Source organism: Micromonospora haikouensis (assembly GCF_900091595.1).
Taxonomy (GTDB): domain Bacteria; phylum Actinomycetota; class Actinomycetes; order Mycobacteriales; family Micromonosporaceae; genus Micromonospora; species Micromonospora haikouensis.
Genome location: NZ_FMCW01000017.1, coordinates 135,725 through 153,100 on the forward strand (window position 1 = coordinate 135,725; position 17,376 = coordinate 153,100).

Consider the following 17,376-nt stretch of genomic DNA (forward strand, 5'->3'; position numbering starts at 1 on the left):
GGCAGCGGGTGCCGCCGCACCGCAGTCTGGTGGTGCGGCTGCTGGCCACCTCCCTGCTGGTGGCGGTCTGCGCGATCCTGGCGACCACCTGGCTGGCCGTGCAGTCGACGACCCGGGCGATCCGGCAGGAGCAGGGCCGCTCGCTCGCCGACGACAAGAGCATCTACGACACGATGCTGGGCTACGCCGCCACCCACCGGGACTGGTCGCAGGTGGCCCCCGTGCTCGCCGAGCGGGCCGGCAAGCTCGAACGGCGGATCACCCTGATGACCCCCGACCGGCAGGTCATCGCCGACACCGCGCCGCAGGGCCCGTCGCTGCACGCGGCGCGGCCGTCGGCGACCGTCGACCCGCTGCAGGTGGACCTGGGCCTGACCGGCGGGACCGAGCGGATCGACCCGCGCGCGCTCGGGCCGTACGTGCTGACCGCGCAGGAGAGTGCCTTCAGCCGGGCGCTGGCCACCCGGTGGCTCGGCTGCATCCGCGGTGAGTCCACCCTGGACGGCAAGGTCGTCGTCGGCCCGGGCGGGCGGGCGTCGGTGCAGGTGAACGGGCCGGACGTGCGCGACGTCGCCGGCTTCTGCCTGCCGACCGAGCTGGCCGAGCCGCTGCCGAGCGAGGCCAAGGGGATCGCGCAGCTGAGGACCGCGACGAAGACCTGCCTGCGCGAGGCGGGGATGCCCGACCGGGTCGCGATCAGGGCGGACCGCACCGCGACCCCGAGCGGCGACGCCCGTGTCGACCGGCAGACCGACGCCTGCCTGCAGAAGGCGCGGCTCGCCCAGCTCAGGTCGTACGTGGCCCCGCCGGCCCTGCTCTTCGTGACCGACGAGGCCCAGGGCACCGCCGAACCGGTGTTCAACCTGTCCCGGGACAACGCGATCCGCATCGCCCAGGTGACGGGAACGGTGCTGGCCGCCACCGTGCTGATCACCGTCCTGGTCGGGCGGCGGCTGGTCCGGCCGCTGCGGGCGCTGACCGACGCCACCCGGCGGCCGATGGACGAACAGGCCCGGGTCCCCGTGACCACCCGCGACGAGATCGGCCTGCTCGCCACCGCCCTCAACGACCTCGCCGCCCGGCGGGAACAGACCGAGGCGCTGCGCAAGAGCATGGTCAGCGACGTGGCGCACGAGCTGCGTACGCCGCTGACCAACATCCGTAGCTGGCTGGAGGCCGCCCAGGACGGCCTCGCCCAGCCCGACGCGCAACTGCTCAGCCTGCTGCTCGACGAGGCGCTGCTGTTGCAGCACATCATCGACGACCTGCGCGACCTGGCCGCCGCCGACGCCGGTGACCTGCGCATCCACCGCGAGCCGCACTTCGTGGCGGACCTGCTGGAGCAGGTCGTCGAGGCGCACCGGGGCGCCGCCGAGGCCGCCGGGGTGCGGCTGGGCACCGAACTGCTCGCCGACCCGGAGCTGCCGGTCGACGGCGCCCGGCTGCGGCAGCTCGTCGGCAACGTGGTCGCCAACGCGGTCCGGCACACCCCCGCCGGCGGCTCGGTCACCGTGCGGTGCGCGGTGCACGACGACCAGGTCGCCATCGCTGTGTCCGACACCGGGACCGGCATCGCGCCCGCCGACCAGGCCAGGGTCTTCGACCGGTTCTGGCGGGCCGACGACTCGCGGGCCCGCAGCACCGGGGGCAGCGGGCTCGGCCTGTCGATCGCCCGCAAGCTCGCCGAGGCCCACGGCGGCACGATCGGCCTCGAGAGCGTCCTCGACCGGGGCAGCACCTTCACCATCCGGCTGCCGATCGCCGAGCCGGCGGCCGCCGGTCACCGCCGTCCCGTCGCCGGGCGGTAGCGGACGGGGCGGCGCCTGTCGGGCCGCCGGACCGGCCGCAGGGTGGGCTTAGTGCTCACCGCCCGCCGCGGCGCAGCACCAGCGTCACGAAACCCAGCACGTGGCGGTATCCGCGCAACCACTGGTCGCGGTGCTCCCGGGCGGCGGTGAGCGCCTCGGCCGCGTCCGGGTGGCCGGGATTGTCCAGCGCCCACTCCGTGAGCGAGCCGATCCACGACCATTCGTAGTCGTCCCACTCGGCGGCGTCGCTGACGTGGGCGTACGTCGGCGTCCAGCCGGCCCGCTCGGCGGCGTCGACCAGGCCGGCGAGGTCGGTGAACTCCTCGGGCTTCGCACCGAGCGCCGCCAGCGCCTGCGGGGTCGGCGGGACCTGCCAGAACCCCTCGCCGACCAGGAGGACGCCGTCGGCGTTCACGTGCCGGCCGGCCAGCTCCAGCGTCCCGCCGAACCCGCCGAACGCGTGGGTCGAGCCGACGCACAGCACCAGGTCGTAGTCGCCGTCGGGCACGTACGTCCGTGCGTCGCGCCGGTGCAGGGTGAGCCGGTCCGCGAGGCCGCGCGCGTCGGCGGCGCCGGCGGCGCGTTCGAGGGCGTACGCGCTGACGTCCACGCCGTCCGCGTGCCCGTCCGGATAGTGGGCGAGGGCCTGCAGCGCCCAGGCCGCCTCGCCACAGCCGAGGTCGAGGACGCGGGCCGTCGGTTGCCGGCCCGCCCGGCGCAGGAGCCGGTTGACGTTGACGCCGAAGATCGGGGCCGCGATCGGGTGGCGCGAGTGCGCGATGCTGCTGAGCCGTTGACGATCCACCGCCCGAGTCAACACGACTCCGGTCGCCCACCGCACCGGGGTTGTCGGGCCGGGCGCGGCGACGCCACGAGCGACCGGTCACGGCGGGCTCAGCGGCCTGGCCTTCTGCGGGTGGAGCGTCTCGTGGCGGGCCAGCATGGCGACGAACTCGGCGATCTTCCGCTCGCGGGTCTCCGCTCGCTTGACGGCGTTGAGGCGGTAGACGAGAGCGAACCGGTTGGCCTTGGTGAGCACGTCGAACATGGCCTGGGCGGCGGGGTCGGCGGCGATGGCGGCGAGGAGGTCGGCCGGCACCTCGGCCTCGGACGACGGGGCGTAGGCGGCCGCCCACCGCCCGTCGGCCTTGGCGGCCTCCACCGCCGCGCGGCCCGGGGGCAGCATCCGCCCGTCCGCCTCCAGCCGGGCCACGTGGGCGACGTTACGCTGCGACCAGACGCTGCGGGGCCGGCGCGGGGTGAACCGGATCCAGGAGCTCTCCTGGTCCCGCTTGCGGGCCTGCCCGTCGATCCAGCCGAAGCACAGGGCCTCGTCGACCGCCTGCTGCCAGGTCAGCGTCGTGACGGTGCCGCCTTTGCGGGTCAGGGCGAGCCAGACGCCGGGCGACGTGGCGTGGTGGGCCGACAGCCACGTTCGCAACTCGTCCGCGTCCGCGACGATCAACTCGTCCAGTTCGGCAGTCGCCATGACGGCAGGTTAGCCCGCTGCGGCTGGAGCGGTGGCCGCACCCTGCCGGCCATCGACCGCCACCAGCGGCTTCCGCCCGGCTCTCCCACGCTCGACCCGCAGCACGCCGCACGTCTGATGCAGCTCACGGCGAAACTGCCCGACTGACTGCGCGCGGTGTCACGCCTGGTATGCCCGCCACTGTCCGGCCGGGGTGAGCGGCACGAGCGGGGGCCGCTCCACGACCGTGGTCAGCTCGATCCGCCGGCCCTCGGCCGCCGACCGCAGCAGGGCGGTCATCGTGTCGAGCACGTGCAGCGCCACGTCGCCGCCGGCCCGCGGCGGACGCCGACCCCCGGCGGTGACGGCGTCGATCAGGCCGACGCCCCGGGAACCGTCGACGTAGCCGGCCCCCGGTGGCACGACCTGCCATTCGGTGCCGCCGAGCGCGAACAGCCGGACCTCGCCGTCGAAGTAGTTCGGGTCGGGCACGGCGAGCGTGCCGGTCTCCCCGTGCACCTCGATCGGCGCGGCCGTCGTCGCGACGCCGTCGAAGCTCGTGGTGAGGGTGGACAGGGCGCCGTCGGCGTGTTCGAGCACGCCGGTGACGTGGGTGTCCACCAGCACCGGAACCCGCTGGCCGAGGCGCGGGCCCGAGCCGATGACGCGCTCGGGACGCAGCCGGCTGGCGGCTCCGTGCACCGCGCGGACCGGCCCGAGCAGGTGGACGAGCGCCGAGATGTAGTACGGCCCCATGTCCAGCAGCGGCCCCCCGCCCGGGGCGTAGTAGAAGTCGGGGTGGGGATGCCAGCGCTCGTGCCCCGGGGTGACCATGACGGCCGACGCGGACAGGGGACGGCCGATGAGCCCGCCGTCGATGGCGGCGCGCGCCGTCTGCGTGCCCGTGCCCAGGACGGTGTCCGGCGCGCACCCGACGCGGACGCCGGCCGCCGCGGCCCGCTCCACGGTCGCCCGGCCGTCCGGCAGCGTGGCGGCGAGCGGCTTCTCGACGTACACGTGCTTGCCCGCGTCGATCGCGCCGAGGGAGATCTCGGCGTGTGCCGCGGGGATCGTGAGGTTGAGCACCGTCTGCACGTCGGGGCGGTCGAGCAGACGCTCGACGGTCACCGCCTCGGCTCCGGGAAGCCCGGCGGCGGTCGCGGCGGACCGGGAGGCGTCGAGGTCGGCCACCGCCACGATGTCCACCGCCGGGTGGTTCGCGAGCGTGTCCAGGTAGGCGCGGGAGATGACCCCGAGCCCTACGACGCCGACGCGGTGCGGGTCGCCCACACCATCCCCCTCTCGATGACGGTACGGATGCTCGGGTGCTCCAGCACGTCGAGGCTGTGCCCCGGGGTCGTCACGACGACGCGCCCGGCGCCCCACTGCCGGGTCCAGATCGCCGGCGAGGTGACCGGCCGGTGCCACGGCTGCCACGGCTGCGCCGGGTGGGTGGTGGTGGCCAGCACCTCGATGAGGTCGTCGTGCAGCACCCAGTACTGCTCGGTGACCAGCTCGATGTCCGGAATCCCCGCGGTGATCGGATGCTGCCGCCCCAGGTCGGTGACGCGTACCGTGTGCGGGAGGAAGTTGTCCTCCGCCCCACCGCGGCGCTCGCACGGCTCCTTGCCCGGATGGGTCGCGAACTGGCCGCCCACCAGGTGCAGATAGTCGGACGACATCCGGAACGAGTCCACGATGCCGCCGTGCCAGCCGGTGAACCCCGTCCCGGCGACGACCGCCGCGCACAGGCCCGCCACCTGCTCCTGGGTGATCTGCGACATCGTCACGCACTGCACCACGAGGTCGGTGCCGGCCATCTCGTCGGCGTCGGCGTAGACGTCCGTCGACTCCTCGATCCGCACCGCGTAGCCGCTGCGCTCGAGGAACGGAAGGAACAACTCCGTCGCCCGGACCGGCTCGTGCCCCTCCCAGCCGCCCCGTACCACCAGTGCTCTGCGCTGCGTCACCCTCGCTCCCTTCCCCTGGCCCGCGCGCCGGTGCCCGGCGGGCTCACGCTTCGCCGGGCTCCTGCCGCAGGGCCTCCCGGGCCACCCGGAACGCCTGGTTCGCCGCCGGTACGCCAGCGTAGACGCCCACCTGGAGCAGGACCTCCGCCACCTCCTGCGGACTCAACCCGTTGCGCAGCGCGGCGCGGACGTGCATCGCCAGTTCCTCGTCGTGGTGCAGGGCGGCGAGCACGGCGAGGGTCACGCAGCTGCGCGTGCGCCGGTCCAGGCCGGGCCGGCTCCACACCTCCCCCCACGCGTAGCGGGTGATGAAGTCCTGGAAGTCGGCGGTGAACGCGTCCGTGCCGGCGACCGCGCGGTCGACGTGCGCGTCCCCCAGCGCCTCCCGGCGCACCGTCATGCCTGCGTCGTGCCGCTCGCGGTCGTTCATCGGTCACCGGGTTCCTCGTCGACATGGTCGGGCGGGAGGAAGTGGTCCCGCAGGAGTCGGCCCACCCGCCCGGGTTGCTCCACGTTGGCCAGGTGCGCCGCCGCGTCGACCACGGCCAGCCGGGCCCCGGGGATCCGTCGGACGATCTCGCGGGCGTGCGCGACCGGGGTGGCCGGGTCGTCGGCACCCGCGACGACCAGCGTCGGCGCGCCGATCCGGCCGAGGTCGGCGCGGAGGTCCATCGCGGCGATCGCCTCGCAGCAGGCGGCGTAGCCGGCGGGGGACGTCGCGGTCAGCATGGCGCGGTGGTCGGCGACCACGTCCGGCCGGGTCGCGGCGAAGGCCGGGGTGAACCAGCGGGCCACCACCGCGTCGGCGATCGCCGGCAGGCCGTCGGCGCGCACCGTCGCCGCCCGTGCCCGCCACTGCCCGGGTGGGCCGAGCGACGCCGAGGTGCACAGCAGCGCCAGCCGCCGCACCCGCTCGGGCGCGTGCGCGGCGAGCCACATGCCGACCATGCCGCCGAGGGACAGCCCCGCGTAGTGGACCCACGGCACGTCGAGGTCGTCCAGCGTCCGCAGCAGCTCCCGGCCCAGCAGGTCCATCGTGTACGGCCCGGCCGGCACCGCCGAGCGGCCGTGGCCCAGGTGGTCGTACCGGATGACCCGGAACCGTTGCGCGAGCGCCGGGACCTGGGGTCGCCACATCGCGCCGGCGGCGACCGGTCGAGCAGGACGACCCGGGGATGCGCCCGCAACGCCTCGTTCTCGATCACCTCGTCGGCGGTCACCTCCCAGCCGTCGCCGGTCAGCCGGTCGCCGTCGAGCTGCCCGACGGCGACGACCAGCCCCCGGCCCCGCAGGTCCTCGCTCTGGGGGATGGTGACCGCCGCCCGGGCCCGGGGCGGCTTCGGGACGAAGTAGACCACCGGATGATCGACGATTCCCCGGGCGGTCTCGTCGACCAGCAGCATCGTCTGGCTCGGCGACTCGGCGGACTGGGTCCAGATCACCCCCTCCCGGGTGGACTGGCCGGCGAACATCTCCTGCACCTGCGCCAGCGCGGCGGTCGACACCGGGGCGAAGCGGTGACTGGCCCCCGGCCAGGCGCCGGGGGTCTCGTCGATGCGCCGCGCCACCCGGTCCCGATGCGCCAGGGCCAGCAGGTACGGGTCCCAGGGATAGGTCCGGTCCGGGTCGAGGACCGCCAGCCAGGACTGGATGCGCGACCAGGGCTCGGCCACCACCCGCCAGGTGTCGGGATGCTCGGCGGCGTACCTGCCGTCGAGGAGGAACTGCCCCCCGCGCGTCCCGCCACGGTCGGTCTGGAAGGACTGCACCAGCTCCGGGCGGGGATCGGTGATCTCGATCATCACGCGGTGCCTCGGCAGCGCAGCCGGGTCGATCAGCAGGACTCCGGCTTCCCACAACTCCGCGCGGATGCTCTCGACGTCGATCCTCCCCGTCCGGCCGAGCAGGAGCCGCACGGGCGCGGCCGGCACGGCCAGCAGACCACTGTCGAAGATCTCGGCGAGCCGGTCCTCGTTCTCGTAGATCCGCAGGTCGGGGTCGGCGAGCAGCGCCTCGGTCAACTGGCGGCCCTCGACCGGGTCGGCGGCGTGCAGGGTGGCCCGGGCGAGCGCCTCCTCGAGGTTGGGGACGAGCAGGCTCACCTCGGCGTCAGTGACGGCGCTGGCGCCGAGCACGATCCACTGGACGTCGACGGGCAGCAGGGTCGGCAGGACGACGACGGCGGAGGCCCGTACCGCCCGGATGAAGCCGGACTCCGCCGCCGCGGCGTGGTCGAGGTCCGGGAAGAACAGCACCCGGTTGCCCCCGGCGGCGGGCAGCCGGGCCAGGTAGTCGGCCGCGGTGTGGCGGACGCCGTCCGGGGTGACCAGCGCGTCGGACGACCCGGCGTCCAGCCGGCCGGGCTGGATGACGATCCGGTGCGCGGCCCGCCAGCCGTACCGGTCCACGTAGGACACCAGCTCCGTGGACAGCAGCCGCCAGGGGTGCCGCATGATCAGCTCGCGGACCGGTTCGTTCTGCCAGTAGTCGGCCAGGGGCGTGTCCTCGGGCATCCCGAGGAACGCGGCCAGCCCGGCGGCGTACGCCGGGGTCTCCCCGAACGTCTCCCAGAAGGTCTCCCGGATCACGCTGAGGACGCGGGCCTGCAGCATCCGGCGCTCGATTGCGTCGAGCGGGCTGTCGTCGTGCTGGTCGGGCCGCTCGGCCCGGATCGTGGCGGTCTCGGTCTGCTCCGTGTCCTCGATCAGATACCGCCAGGCCCGCCGGACCATCTCGGGCGGGTCCACGATCGGCTGGGCCACCGGGCCGTCGACGAAGTCGTTGCGCCACAACGGCACCACGGTGATCAGGCGCGGTTCGACGTCGAGCGACGCCCCCGTCGGCGGCTCCACCAGCGCGTCCACCTCCAGCGCCGGCTGGTCCTCGACCGCGGGCAACGACAACCGGACCAACCGGGCGGTGTCGGCCGGGGCCGCCACGGTCAGCTCCACCGGGGCCGCCCCAGTGGCGTCGGCCGCCGCCGGCGGCCACCCGCCGTGCAGCAGCCAGCCCCGGTGCCCGCCGAGGTCGTCGGCCAGACCGGTGTCCGCGACGGTCACCCGCCGCACCGGGCCGGGCGGGGTGAGCTCCGCGCGGCGCGGCTCCGCCTGCTGCGTCGCCGCTGTCCGGGACTCCTCCCGACCCTCGTGCCGCTGGTCCTGCGACAACCGCTCGTACGTCGGGGCCGGGTCGCCGGCCGTGTAGTCGGGTAGCGCGACGTACGCCTGCCGGACCCGCTCGGGCAGGCCGGCGAGGTGGGCCCGGGAGAGCTGCCCGGCGGGGGGCACGGGGAGCCGGAAGCGGAGCTGGGGCACCCGTACCGGCTCGGCGGGCACCCGGAGCCGCCGCATGGTCACCACGCTCAGGTGGGTCGGTGCGGCGCGGCCCGCGTCCAGGCGGCGGCGCAGTTCCCGCTCGACGGAGCGGCCGAACGCCAATGCGTGTGCGTCGTCGTCGCTGACCACGGTGAGCACCATCGGCGCCCGCGGGTCGGCGTCGACGATCGGCACCCACGGCGGGGTGTTGGGCCCGCCGGCGAACACGGCGTCCAGCATCGCCTCGGGCAGCACCCGCTCGCCGAGCAGCAGGGCACGCTCGGCGTCGGCGAGCAGGACGAGCAGATGCTGGCCGGGCAGGTCCACCGCGTCGACCTGCCGGACGAACGTGGTCACCGTGGTGGCCAGTTCCTCGCCTTCCCAGGGCCACAGCACGGTCCGCTGCTTGGGGGTGCGCACCACCCCCGGCCAGTCGGGTTTCTTGCCGCTGTCGCCGGTGTCGACGGCCCGGCCGCCGTCGCCGAGGTCGCCGGTCAAGGCGGCCGGGGCGGCCGGGGTGACCAGGGCGTCAGGAACCCAGGCGTCGTAGTGGTCGCGCCCGTTGTAGATCAACCGCACCGGCGTCCCGTCGCCGTCCGGCCAGAGCACCGTGGCCGACGACGGGTCGAGCCGCCCCTGCCACACCGGCCGGCCGAGCGCCGCGCCGATCCACCAGGGGCAGCACGTCACCGACCCGGCCGCCGTTCTCCGTGTCGTCCTGGCCGGGCAGCAGCCGCTGCCAGTCCCAGGTGTCGACCGCGTCGAGCAGGGTGGTCTGCACGTCGTATCCGACCGGGAACAGCCAGGTCGTGGCCACCTGGTCGAACAGCCCGACCATCGCCGGGGAGGGGTCGGCCACCCGCCGCAGGATCTCGTCCCGCAGCGCCGTGTCGATGTCGGTCAGGTCGGTGTCGTGGACGCCCGCGCGGCGCACCCGCAGCAGCCGGTCGACCGCGTCCGGCGGCATGCCCGCGATGTCGGCCATCGCCTCGGGCGTCGCGACGGCGACCGCACTGAGCAGGCAGAGCCCGTCGCCGATGATGCGGATCCGGTCCCACCCGGTCGGCGGCAGCGGGGCGTTGGTCAGCCGTACGCCGTCCGGGTCGGCGTCACCGGCCCGGCTGGCGTACCCGGCGAACGGCACGGCGAACGGCGCGTCCGACCGGTCGGGGTCGACGATCTCGTCGTTGACCACGTCCCACGCCACGGTGCCGTCGGGCACGAACAGTGCCCACGGCCGACCGTCGACCGACACCGGCGGGTGCCCCGTCGTCCCGGCCACCACCAGGTCGCCCTCGGGCGCGAACACGTCGGTGTCGCGCAGGTCGGCCAATCGCTGCACGGACCGCGCGCCGATCCGGCCCGCCGCGCAGGAGAGCAACGCCAGTCGCCGGCCGTCCCGCTCGGGCGACTCCAGCAGGGTGTGCAGCTCGTCGACGGTCAGCGTCACCTCGCTGGTGCGGCCGTCGGCGTGGCGCAGCGGCACCCGGAACCGGTCGCCGGCCCCGTGCACCAGCACCGTCACGTTGTCGGTCGCGGCGGGCAGCCGCGGATTCCGGGCCAGCCGGCGCCACTCCCGGTCGGACAGCAGGGCGATGCTCCCCGGTCGGCCGGGGACGTCGTGGGTCACCACCTGGCCGCTGCCGACCCGCCAGGTCCCGTCCGGATCCTGGCGCAGCCGGCCCGCGGCGGACCGGCCCGCCCGACCGGCCGCGGCGGGGTTACGCAACCGTCGCCGCTCCCGGCCGGCACGGTCCCGGCCGGCACGGTCCCGGCCGGCACGGTCGGCGGGCGCGGGCCCTCGGCGGCGTCGCCGGCCGGCGTAGGCGGGCCCCGGCTCGGTCCAGAGCACCGCCCGGCGGCGCTGCTGCGGCGTCGCCGGGCGCTGCGCGCCGGGGCTCTTCGACCGGCCGGCGCCCCGGCTGGTCTGGTCGACCCGGACCAGCCGCGGCGGAATCCCCTCGATCTTCAGTCGCGCCGCCACCATCGTGCCGACCAGCTCCGCCAGCGAGGCGGCCCGTCGCCGGCCGGTGCGGTCGGCCCGCAGCCGCAGCCGGCCCGAGCCGTTGCCGCCGCCCTCGATCCGGACCCGCACCACCCGGGGGCGCTCGGTCCCCCACGCGCGGCGGGCCTGCGCGACGACCTGGTCGACGAACAGGTCCAGCTCGGGCCACTGCCCGGCCTCGGCCGCCCGCTGGCCGGGGGCGAAGTCGACGGTGACGGTGGCCGGCGGGCCGGCGTCGTCGGGCGTGTGCCGGACGGGGGTGACGTCCCGGTCGAACCGGCCGCCGACCGCCGCCGCGACGGTGCCCAGCCAGCCCTGGATCTCGTCGGGGGTCGCCGCCGGACGCGTCGCGCCCATGTACTGCGCCGAGCGGTCGTCGACCTGCCACCGCCGGGCCGACTCGTTCCACGTCAGCTCGCCGCCGACCCGCGCGTGCCGCTCGATGGCCCGGCCCCGCGCGTCGAAGCCGACCGCGAGGCCCGCGTGGCCCTGCCCGCCGAGCTGTTCCCGCAGCCGCTCGGCGGTCAGCTCCGGATCGTACTGCCGCATCCCCGCCAGCAGGGCGCGGAAGTCCCGTTGCCGCATCGCCGTGGCGGCGTCGGCGGCGCCGAGGTAGACCTCGCCGTCCTCGGCCACCACGTAGCGCCAGGTGCGGGCCCGCGCCGGGTCGAGCAGGTGGGCCGGGAAGTCGGCCAGCCGGTACCAGAACGGATTGAGGCGTACGTCCCCGGCGTCGTCGCGTTCCCCCGGCGTGATGCGGGCCGCCCGCACCGCCGGCCCGTACGCGCCGTCGAGATCCGCGCCGGCCGGCGACTCGTCGAGTGTGTCGGCGGTATCCGGGGCGGCTGGCGGCTCGGGGGTGTCCCGGGCGACCGGGATGTCGGGGGTGGTCGGGGTGGCCGGGGCGGCCGGGGTGTCTGGGGCGGCCGGGCTGCTCGGCTCGGCGGACGAGGCGTCGAAATGGTCGCGATCGTTGTGGTACACCGTCACCGCGGCGGCGTCCGCCGGCCCGTACACCGCGCGCTCCCGGCCGTCGGCACGGCTGCGCACGCTCAACGACACGTCGAGCGCGTGCGCCAGCAGCGGCAGCAGGGCCAGGCCGACCGGTTCCGACCAGGATCGGGACCAGTCGTGCACGGCGGCCAGGAGCACGTCGAACTCCTGGTCGGTCAGCGGCCCGGCATGGAAGGCGTACCAGTCCAGGTAGGTGGTGAGCAGCTCGTCGTCGGTCAGCTCCGGCAGGCCGGTGTACCCGTGCCGCTCCAGCAGGGCGAGCCGGTCGACGCGGGAGACCAGGCCGGAGTCGGTCCGTTCCCGGTCGGCCAGCGCCTGACGAATTTCGGGGAGCACCGCCGGCAGGGCGTCCCGGTGGGTGGTCAGATATCCGGCGACGAGACCGATCAGGGCGTCGGCGGTGCGGTTCAGTGGCGCGTCGTCGGGCACGGACGTCGCGCCGATGGAGAGCTGCTCGGCGTGCCAGCTCACCGCCGCACGGACATCGTCGGCCTCCGCCAGCCAGCGATCCACCTGCGGCGTCAGCAGCCCGGCGGCCGCCAACCGGCTCGACACCACGCCCGGCGCGGACGTCAGGACCGCGTAGGGCAGGCACCGCCCGTTCGCCGGCACCCGCACCAGGTCCGGCGGCAGCCCCTCCGCGGTCCGGGTGACCTGCTCGACCGTCGGCACGGGCACCGGGTCGACGGACGGGCTGGTCGTGGCGGGCTCCGGGCGCGTCGGGTGCGGCCGGGACATGCCGTACCGGCTGGTGGTGGCGGGGTCCACCAGGGCCCGCACGGTCGCCGTGTCGCCCGGCGTCACCGGCACCGGGGAGCCCTGCCCGTCCAGCACGATGACCCGCGCGCCCACCGGCGGCTCCGGCGGATTCCCGACCGGCCGGACCCGTCGGCCCGACGCCGCCTGGGTCTCCACCCAGAACAGCTCGCCCCCGTCGTTGACCAGGGCGAAGGCGTGGCGCGGGGCGTTCGGCGGCTGCACCAGCACCGCCGCCAACGCGTTCGGGCCGGCCCCGCTGACCCGGCCGACGACCTGCGCCCAGTCGGAGACCGGCTGCCACTCGACGCCGAGCTGCGCGGCGAGTTCCGACTCCGGGCGCACCGGGTCGATCGCGGCGTCGTCCCGGGTCACCCGGGGCGGCCGGGGCGCTGCCGAGAACTCGCCGACCACGGCCGCCAGCCGGATCACGCAGTCCAGCGCCGTGCCGTCGTACGGCGGCAGCACCCCGGTCAGGCGCTGCTCCAGGGTGGCCCCACGGCCCTCGACCGGGGTCCCGAGAGCGGCGGTCACCGCACCCACCGACACCGGCTGCGGACCCACTGGCGGCGTCCCAGGTCCCGACCCGCCCGCCGGCGGTGCGCCGACCGGCTGTGGCCCACCCGTCCAGGAGCCGACGGTCGGCCGGCCCGGGGCGGCGGGGTCGGCTCCGGACGCGCGCCCGCCGCCCGCCGGCCCGCCGGCTCCGGCCTCCGGCGCGGCACCCGGGACCGGCGCGGACCCGCCGGTCCGGGCAGCCGAGGGCGCGCCGCCGGCCGGTTGGCCGGCGGCCGTACCGGACGACGCGGGCAGGCCGGAGGCCGAAGGCGCGTCCGCCGACGCAGGCACCCCGGGCGTGGCGGACAGGTCGGACGTGACGGACAGGTCGGACGTCGTGGACAGGTCGTGCGTGGTCAACAGGTCCGAGAGGTCGGTGCTGCCACCGGCGGTGAGACCGCTCGGGTCCACCCGCTCCGGCCCGGCCGGCTCGCCGGGCTCCGTCGACTCGCCGTCGGCTCGCCGGAGCCGCCCCGCCGCGTCGGCGTCGGCCTCGGCGGAGCCGCCCCCGGCACCCGTCCGGGCCGCCGGTCCGGTTCCACCGGCCCCGGTGCCCGCCGTACCACCCCGGCCCGCGCCGCCCGGCGTCGTGCCGCCGGTGCCGGTGCCACCCGCGCCGGTCGGGACGGCACCCACCCCGGGCACGGCGGCCACCGCCTCGGCGTACGACGGTGGGCCGTCGTACGCCGGCAGGCGGACCGGGTCGTACGCGGGCAGCGGCTCGTCGACAGTCGGATCGGCGGACGCGGGCGGCTCCTGCTCGGCAAGCGCCGACGACTTCGACGTCCGGTCCCGGTCACCGCCGGTGGCCTTGTTGAGCTGCTGCCCGATCGCGGTGCCGGCGACGCTCGCCAGCCCCGACATCGCGCCCGCGACGACGGCCGCCCCGTCGGCGTCCCACTCGCCGGTCGTGATGCCGTTGTAGAGGAACTCGGTCAGCCACTCGCTGACGCCCTCGTTGAGGACCTCCTGGGCCGCCTCGCCGGGCCGGAACCCGGGGGAGTCCGGGGTGTTCGACGATGCCGACAGCCCGACCCGCCGGCCCACGTTCGTCGACCGAGCCAGCCGCTCCAGACCCTGCATGAGCCCGCCCAGGCCGAGGCCGACCGCGCCGCCCAGCGAGCCGACCTCGGCGGCGGCGCGGGTCAGCTCGTCGTTCCAGCCGTCCCGGGTGTGGTTGCGGATCTGGTAGAGCTGCACCAGCCGGTCCATCACCGTCTGCAGGCCGATCCCGACGGCCTGCGCCATGGCCACCTGGAACAGGACCCGGGTGGTGACGTTCTGGAAGATCACCCGCATGATCACCCGGCCGACCGCCAGCCGGGCCAGCGCGGCGCCCGGGTTGATCCAGGCGATCGCCAGCGCCGTCAGCAGCTCCACCATCAGCGCGAGCAGCGCGGCGATGATCATCAGCTTGGCGTACTGCACCTCGGTCGCGGTGCCCCGGTAGCTGTCGCCCATCCGGTTGGTGTACTTCGACACCAGGCCGAGGTAGCCCGGGCTGTGCAGGACGTAACGCTCCATCGTGTCGACGAAGGAGTCCTCCGCCTGCCCGTTCACCCCGGCCCGGTACGCCCGCACCCCGTCGCCGAACGTCTCGCTCGACGCGGCCACCTGCTCGGCGGCCCGTCGCAGCTCCTCGGCGGTAGCGAAGAGGTTGGTCTCGTCGGCCCTGGGAAACTTCTCGCCGATCAGGAAGCGCAGGAAGTTGGCCAGCTCGGCCGAAACCTCGATCGCCACCGGAGACCACCCCTCGTCGTCGTACCGTCGTCACGCGTCACGGAACCGCTGCCCGCCTGCGGCGGGAACCACGGCCAGCCGCTAGGAGTGCCGGCCGTTGTTGACCCCGCCGGCCATGTCGGCGTTGGTCGCCTCCACGTTGGCCAGGATCTGCCCCAGCTTCCGCAGGTCGTCCTGGTAGCCCTGCGGCACCGCGCCCAGGAGCTGGATGAGATCCGCGCCGAGCGACGCCTTCGGCAGGTTCGCCACGATCTCGTCGATGTCGGCGTACGGCTCGCCGACGAGTCCGGGATGGTCCGTGTCGCTGCGCCGCAGCGCCCGCTGGACCCGGTCCAGTTCCTCGGTGAACGGGTCGAAGTTCGGGTTCGTCAGCCGGCCGGTGTCGGCGCCGATCGGCCCGGTCGCCGGGGCCATCAGCGGGCACCCGTCGCGGGCGGCGGCACCGGGGCGTCGTCCGGCTCGGCGACGCGGAACACCTCGGCGAGCAGCCGCTCCATCGGCAGCGGGCCGCGTTCGGGGTCGACCTCGCCGGTCAACAGGTCGATCATGGGCAGCCCGGCGGGGAGCAGCGACTCGAACGCGGCGACGGTGCGGGCCAGCGCCTCGTCCCGGGCCGACCCGATCGTGTCGACCAGCAGCTCGCCCAGCTCCGGGCCGGCCATCGACCGGTACGCCGAGGTCGGGAACTTGATCGCCGTGACCGTTCCCCGGCTGTCCACGGTGACCGCGACCGCCCGGTTCTTCGCGGTCACCGTGCTGTACGCGCTGTGCAGGTCGCCCTGGATCTCGTCGATCGCGGCCTTCTGCCGTTCCAGTTCGGCGAGCGCCTGCTCGACCTGGTTGGACAACGGACTCGACATGTCCTCACCTCCTGGTTCACGTGGTTCGTCTCTGTCTCGTGGGGTGACCGGGCGGCGGTCGCCCGCCGCCGGGTGTCGCCGGGTGTCAGCCCTGGCCGCGCGCGTGCTCCCGGCCGTGGACCACCGGGCCGGCGGCCGGCGGCTGCGCCACGTCGACCGGCGCCGCCGGAGAACCCCGTACCACCGGGCGAACCCGCGCCGCCGACGCCGCCGGGCGGACCGGCGAGCAGGGCGGCGAGTTCCCGGCCCACGGCGGATCCGCCGACCGCCGCGCCGGCCGGACGCGTGAGCGGCGCGTCGGCCAGGTCGCCGATGTCGACGCCGCCGTCGGCCCAGTTCCCCAGCGCGCCGCCGGAGCGGCGGTCGGCGTCCGCAACGCCGCCGCCGGCCCGTCCGCCGATCACCGGGCCGACGCCGCCGGCCAAGCCCCCCACCCCGGCCAGCGCCCCGCCACCCCACCCGCCGGTGCCGGTACGCCCGACAGCGCCGAACGCGCCGACGCCGTCGCCGGCCACGCCCGAGGTGTCGAGGCCGCCGGAGCCGCCGGCCAGGCTCGCCGCGCCGAGGGCGGACCCGATGCCCGCCCCGCCGAATCCGCCGCCGCCCAGCGGGCCGACCGCGCCGATCGCCGCCGACCCACCGGCCGGGACGTTCCCCATCCCGCCGGCCCCCGAGGAGGAGAACGTCACGTCCGGCCCGCCGCCCCCGACACCGCCCGGTCCGTCGAAGCCGGTGCCGCCGAACTGGGTGCTGGTGAACCGCACCTCGTCGCGGGGCGGGCCGTCGGTGGGGCCGTCCGAGGGACCCTCCGCGGGCGGCGGGGACTGCCCGCCGCCGGAGGGCCCGGTGAACCGGTTGACGATCCCGCTGGTCTGGCGCAACGCGGCGACGAGCTGGCCCAGCGCGGTCCGCATCTGCATGTCGAGCAGGACGAGCTGCCGCAGCCAGGCGGTGCGGAGCAGCACGTCGAGACCGGTCCAGCCGGCTGCGGTGGTCAGGTCGAACGTGCCGCTGACCGAGCCGGCGCCGTAGGTGTCCGGGACGGTGACCAGCACCGCGTTCAGGCTGCCCCGGTCGACCTGTTCGAGGATGCTGCGGACCGTGCTGAACAACGCGGTCGGGTGGTACGTGTTGTACCACTCGTGGGTGTGGTCGCTGAAGACCCGCCAGGCGTCGTTGATCCGCTCGCGGAACATCAGCAGGTCGTTCGACTGCTCGAAGACCCGGTCCGACCAGGCGTTGGTGTCGTTCGTCGCGTTCATGTCCCGGGTGAGCCGGTCGATGTCCGCGTGCAGGGTGTTCAGGGCCGCCACGAAGACCGCCGAGGCCGACCCGGCGAACCCGGAACCGGCCCCGCTGATCCCGTCACGCAGCACCCGCAGCTCGGCGGCGGTGGTGAGCAGCGTCTGCTCGACCCGCCAGAGCAGGTTGCCGGCGTCGGTGAAGCTGCGTTCGCTGAACCAGCCGTTGGTGCCGGCGTACAGCCGGGTGAGGGCGTTGACGCTGGCCCGGTAGAAGCTGTCGAACGCGCTGCTCGGCGGCGGTCCGCCGGCCCCCTCCCAGAAGGTGATGTGGCCCCGCACGATCTCCCAGAGATCCCGCTGCGGGTCGTCCAACCCGGGGCCGACCCGACGGTAGCCGATCAGCTCCCGGTCCCCCGGGTCCACGGTGGGGCGGGTGCCGCGGTCCAGCTCCTGGGTGCGCCGTTCGACGAACCGGACCCAGGTGACCCCGTGGCCGGCGACCAGGTTGCGGTCGATCAGCGTGCCGCTGAACTGGTCGGCGCCGTCGCGGCCCTCGTTGAGGACGTCCCGCAGCATCCGCTCCCAGGTCCAGCCGATGAACTCCGGGTTCGGGGCGGTCACCGCGCGGCCCGCCCGGGT

At 75.5% G+C, this 17,376-nt stretch carries 11 protein-coding genes; 1 reads left to right on the forward strand and 10 read right to left on the reverse strand.

Features of this window, described 5'->3' with window-relative positions:
- Positions 1-8: 8 nt before the first annotated feature.
- Entirely contained in the window at positions 9-1,808 is a 1,800-nt protein-coding gene (locus GA0070558_RS18720) for a sensor histidine kinase (RefSeq protein WP_091281855.1), read from the forward strand.
- A gap of 55 nt (positions 1,809-1,863) precedes the next feature.
- Here the strand turns inward: GA0070558_RS18720 and GA0070558_RS18725 are convergent, their stop codons facing one another.
- From GA0070558_RS18725 to GA0070558_RS18765, 10 genes are all read right to left on the reverse strand, one after another.
- Positions 1,864-2,613 (reverse strand): SAM-dependent methyltransferase, encoded by a 750-nt coding sequence (locus GA0070558_RS18725; protein ID WP_091281858.1) that lies wholly within the window; start codon positions 2,611-2,613, stop codon positions 1,864-1,866.
- 78 nt (positions 2,614-2,691) lie between these two features.
- Entirely contained in the window at positions 2,692-3,297 is a 606-nt protein-coding gene (locus GA0070558_RS18730) for a YdeI/OmpD-associated family protein (RefSeq protein WP_091281861.1), read from the reverse strand.
- A gap of 159 nt (positions 3,298-3,456) precedes the next feature.
- On the reverse strand, positions 3,457-4,566 hold the full coding sequence (locus GA0070558_RS18735) for a Gfo/Idh/MocA family protein (protein ID WP_091281863.1): 1,110 nt from the start codon (positions 4,564-4,566) through the stop codon (positions 3,457-3,459).
- Complete coding sequence (locus GA0070558_RS18740) at positions 4,536-5,246, reverse strand: ThuA domain-containing protein (RefSeq protein WP_091281866.1); 711 nt, start codon at positions 5,244-5,246, stop codon at positions 4,536-4,538. Before GA0070558_RS18740 ends, GA0070558_RS18735 begins: the two co-directional genes overlap by 31 nt.
- 43 nt (positions 5,247-5,289) lie before the next feature.
- Positions 5,290-5,676 carry a 4-carboxymuconolactone decarboxylase gene (gene pcaC / locus GA0070558_RS18745; RefSeq protein WP_091281869.1) on the reverse strand — a complete coding sequence of 129 codons (387 nt, stop codon included), beginning with the start codon at positions 5,674-5,676 and terminating at the stop codon, positions 5,290-5,292.
- Positions 5,673-6,383, reverse strand: a complete 711-nt coding sequence (gene pcaD / locus GA0070558_RS18750) for a 3-oxoadipate enol-lactonase (RefSeq protein ID WP_176734264.1) — start codon at positions 6,381-6,383, stop codon at positions 5,673-5,675. Before pcaD ends, pcaC begins: the two co-directional genes overlap by 4 nt.
- A 2,706-nt stretch (positions 6,384-9,089) precedes the next feature.
- Positions 9,090-14,633: a WXG100-like domain-containing protein gene (locus GA0070558_RS18755; RefSeq protein WP_091281872.1), complete on the reverse strand. Its 5,544-nt coding sequence runs from the start codon at positions 14,631-14,633 to the stop codon at positions 9,090-9,092.
- Positions 14,634-14,714: 81 nt separating this feature from the next.
- Positions 14,715-15,047: a hypothetical protein gene (locus GA0070558_RS18760; RefSeq protein ID WP_077937314.1), complete on the reverse strand. Its 333-nt coding sequence runs from the start codon at positions 15,045-15,047 to the stop codon at positions 14,715-14,717.
- Positions 15,047-15,493, reverse strand: a complete 447-nt coding sequence (locus GA0070558_RS32895; RefSeq protein WP_077937313.1) for a YbaB/EbfC family nucleoid-associated protein — start codon at positions 15,491-15,493, stop codon at positions 15,047-15,049. Before GA0070558_RS32895 ends, GA0070558_RS18760 begins: the two co-directional genes overlap by 1 nt.
- Entirely contained in the window at positions 15,382-17,358 is a 1,977-nt protein-coding gene (locus GA0070558_RS18765) for a hypothetical protein (RefSeq protein WP_091281874.1), read from the reverse strand. The genes GA0070558_RS32895 and GA0070558_RS18765 overlap by 112 nt, the downstream gene beginning before the upstream one ends.
- Between the last annotated feature and the right edge of the window lie 18 nt (positions 17,359-17,376).

Excerpts from the sequence above, each read along its gene's own strand:
- GA0070558_RS18730 (WP_091281861.1), bottom strand. The coding sequence starts at position 3,297 with ATGGCGACTGCCGAACTGGACGAGTTGATCGTCGCGGACGCGGACGAG.
- pcaC (WP_091281869.1), bottom strand. The coding sequence starts at position 5,676 with ATGAACGACCGCGAGCGGCACGACGCAGGCATGACGGTGCGCCGGGAG.
- pcaD (WP_176734264.1), bottom strand. The coding sequence starts at position 6,383 with ATGTGGCGACCCCAGGTCCCGGCGCTCGCGCAACGGTTCCGGGTCATC.
- GA0070558_RS18760 (WP_077937314.1), bottom strand. The coding sequence starts at position 15,047 with ATGGCCCCGGCGACCGGGCCGATCGGCGCCGACACCGGCCGGCTGACG.
- GA0070558_RS32895 (WP_077937313.1), bottom strand. The coding sequence starts at position 15,493 with ATGTCGAGTCCGTTGTCCAACCAGGTCGAGCAGGCGCTCGCCGAACTG.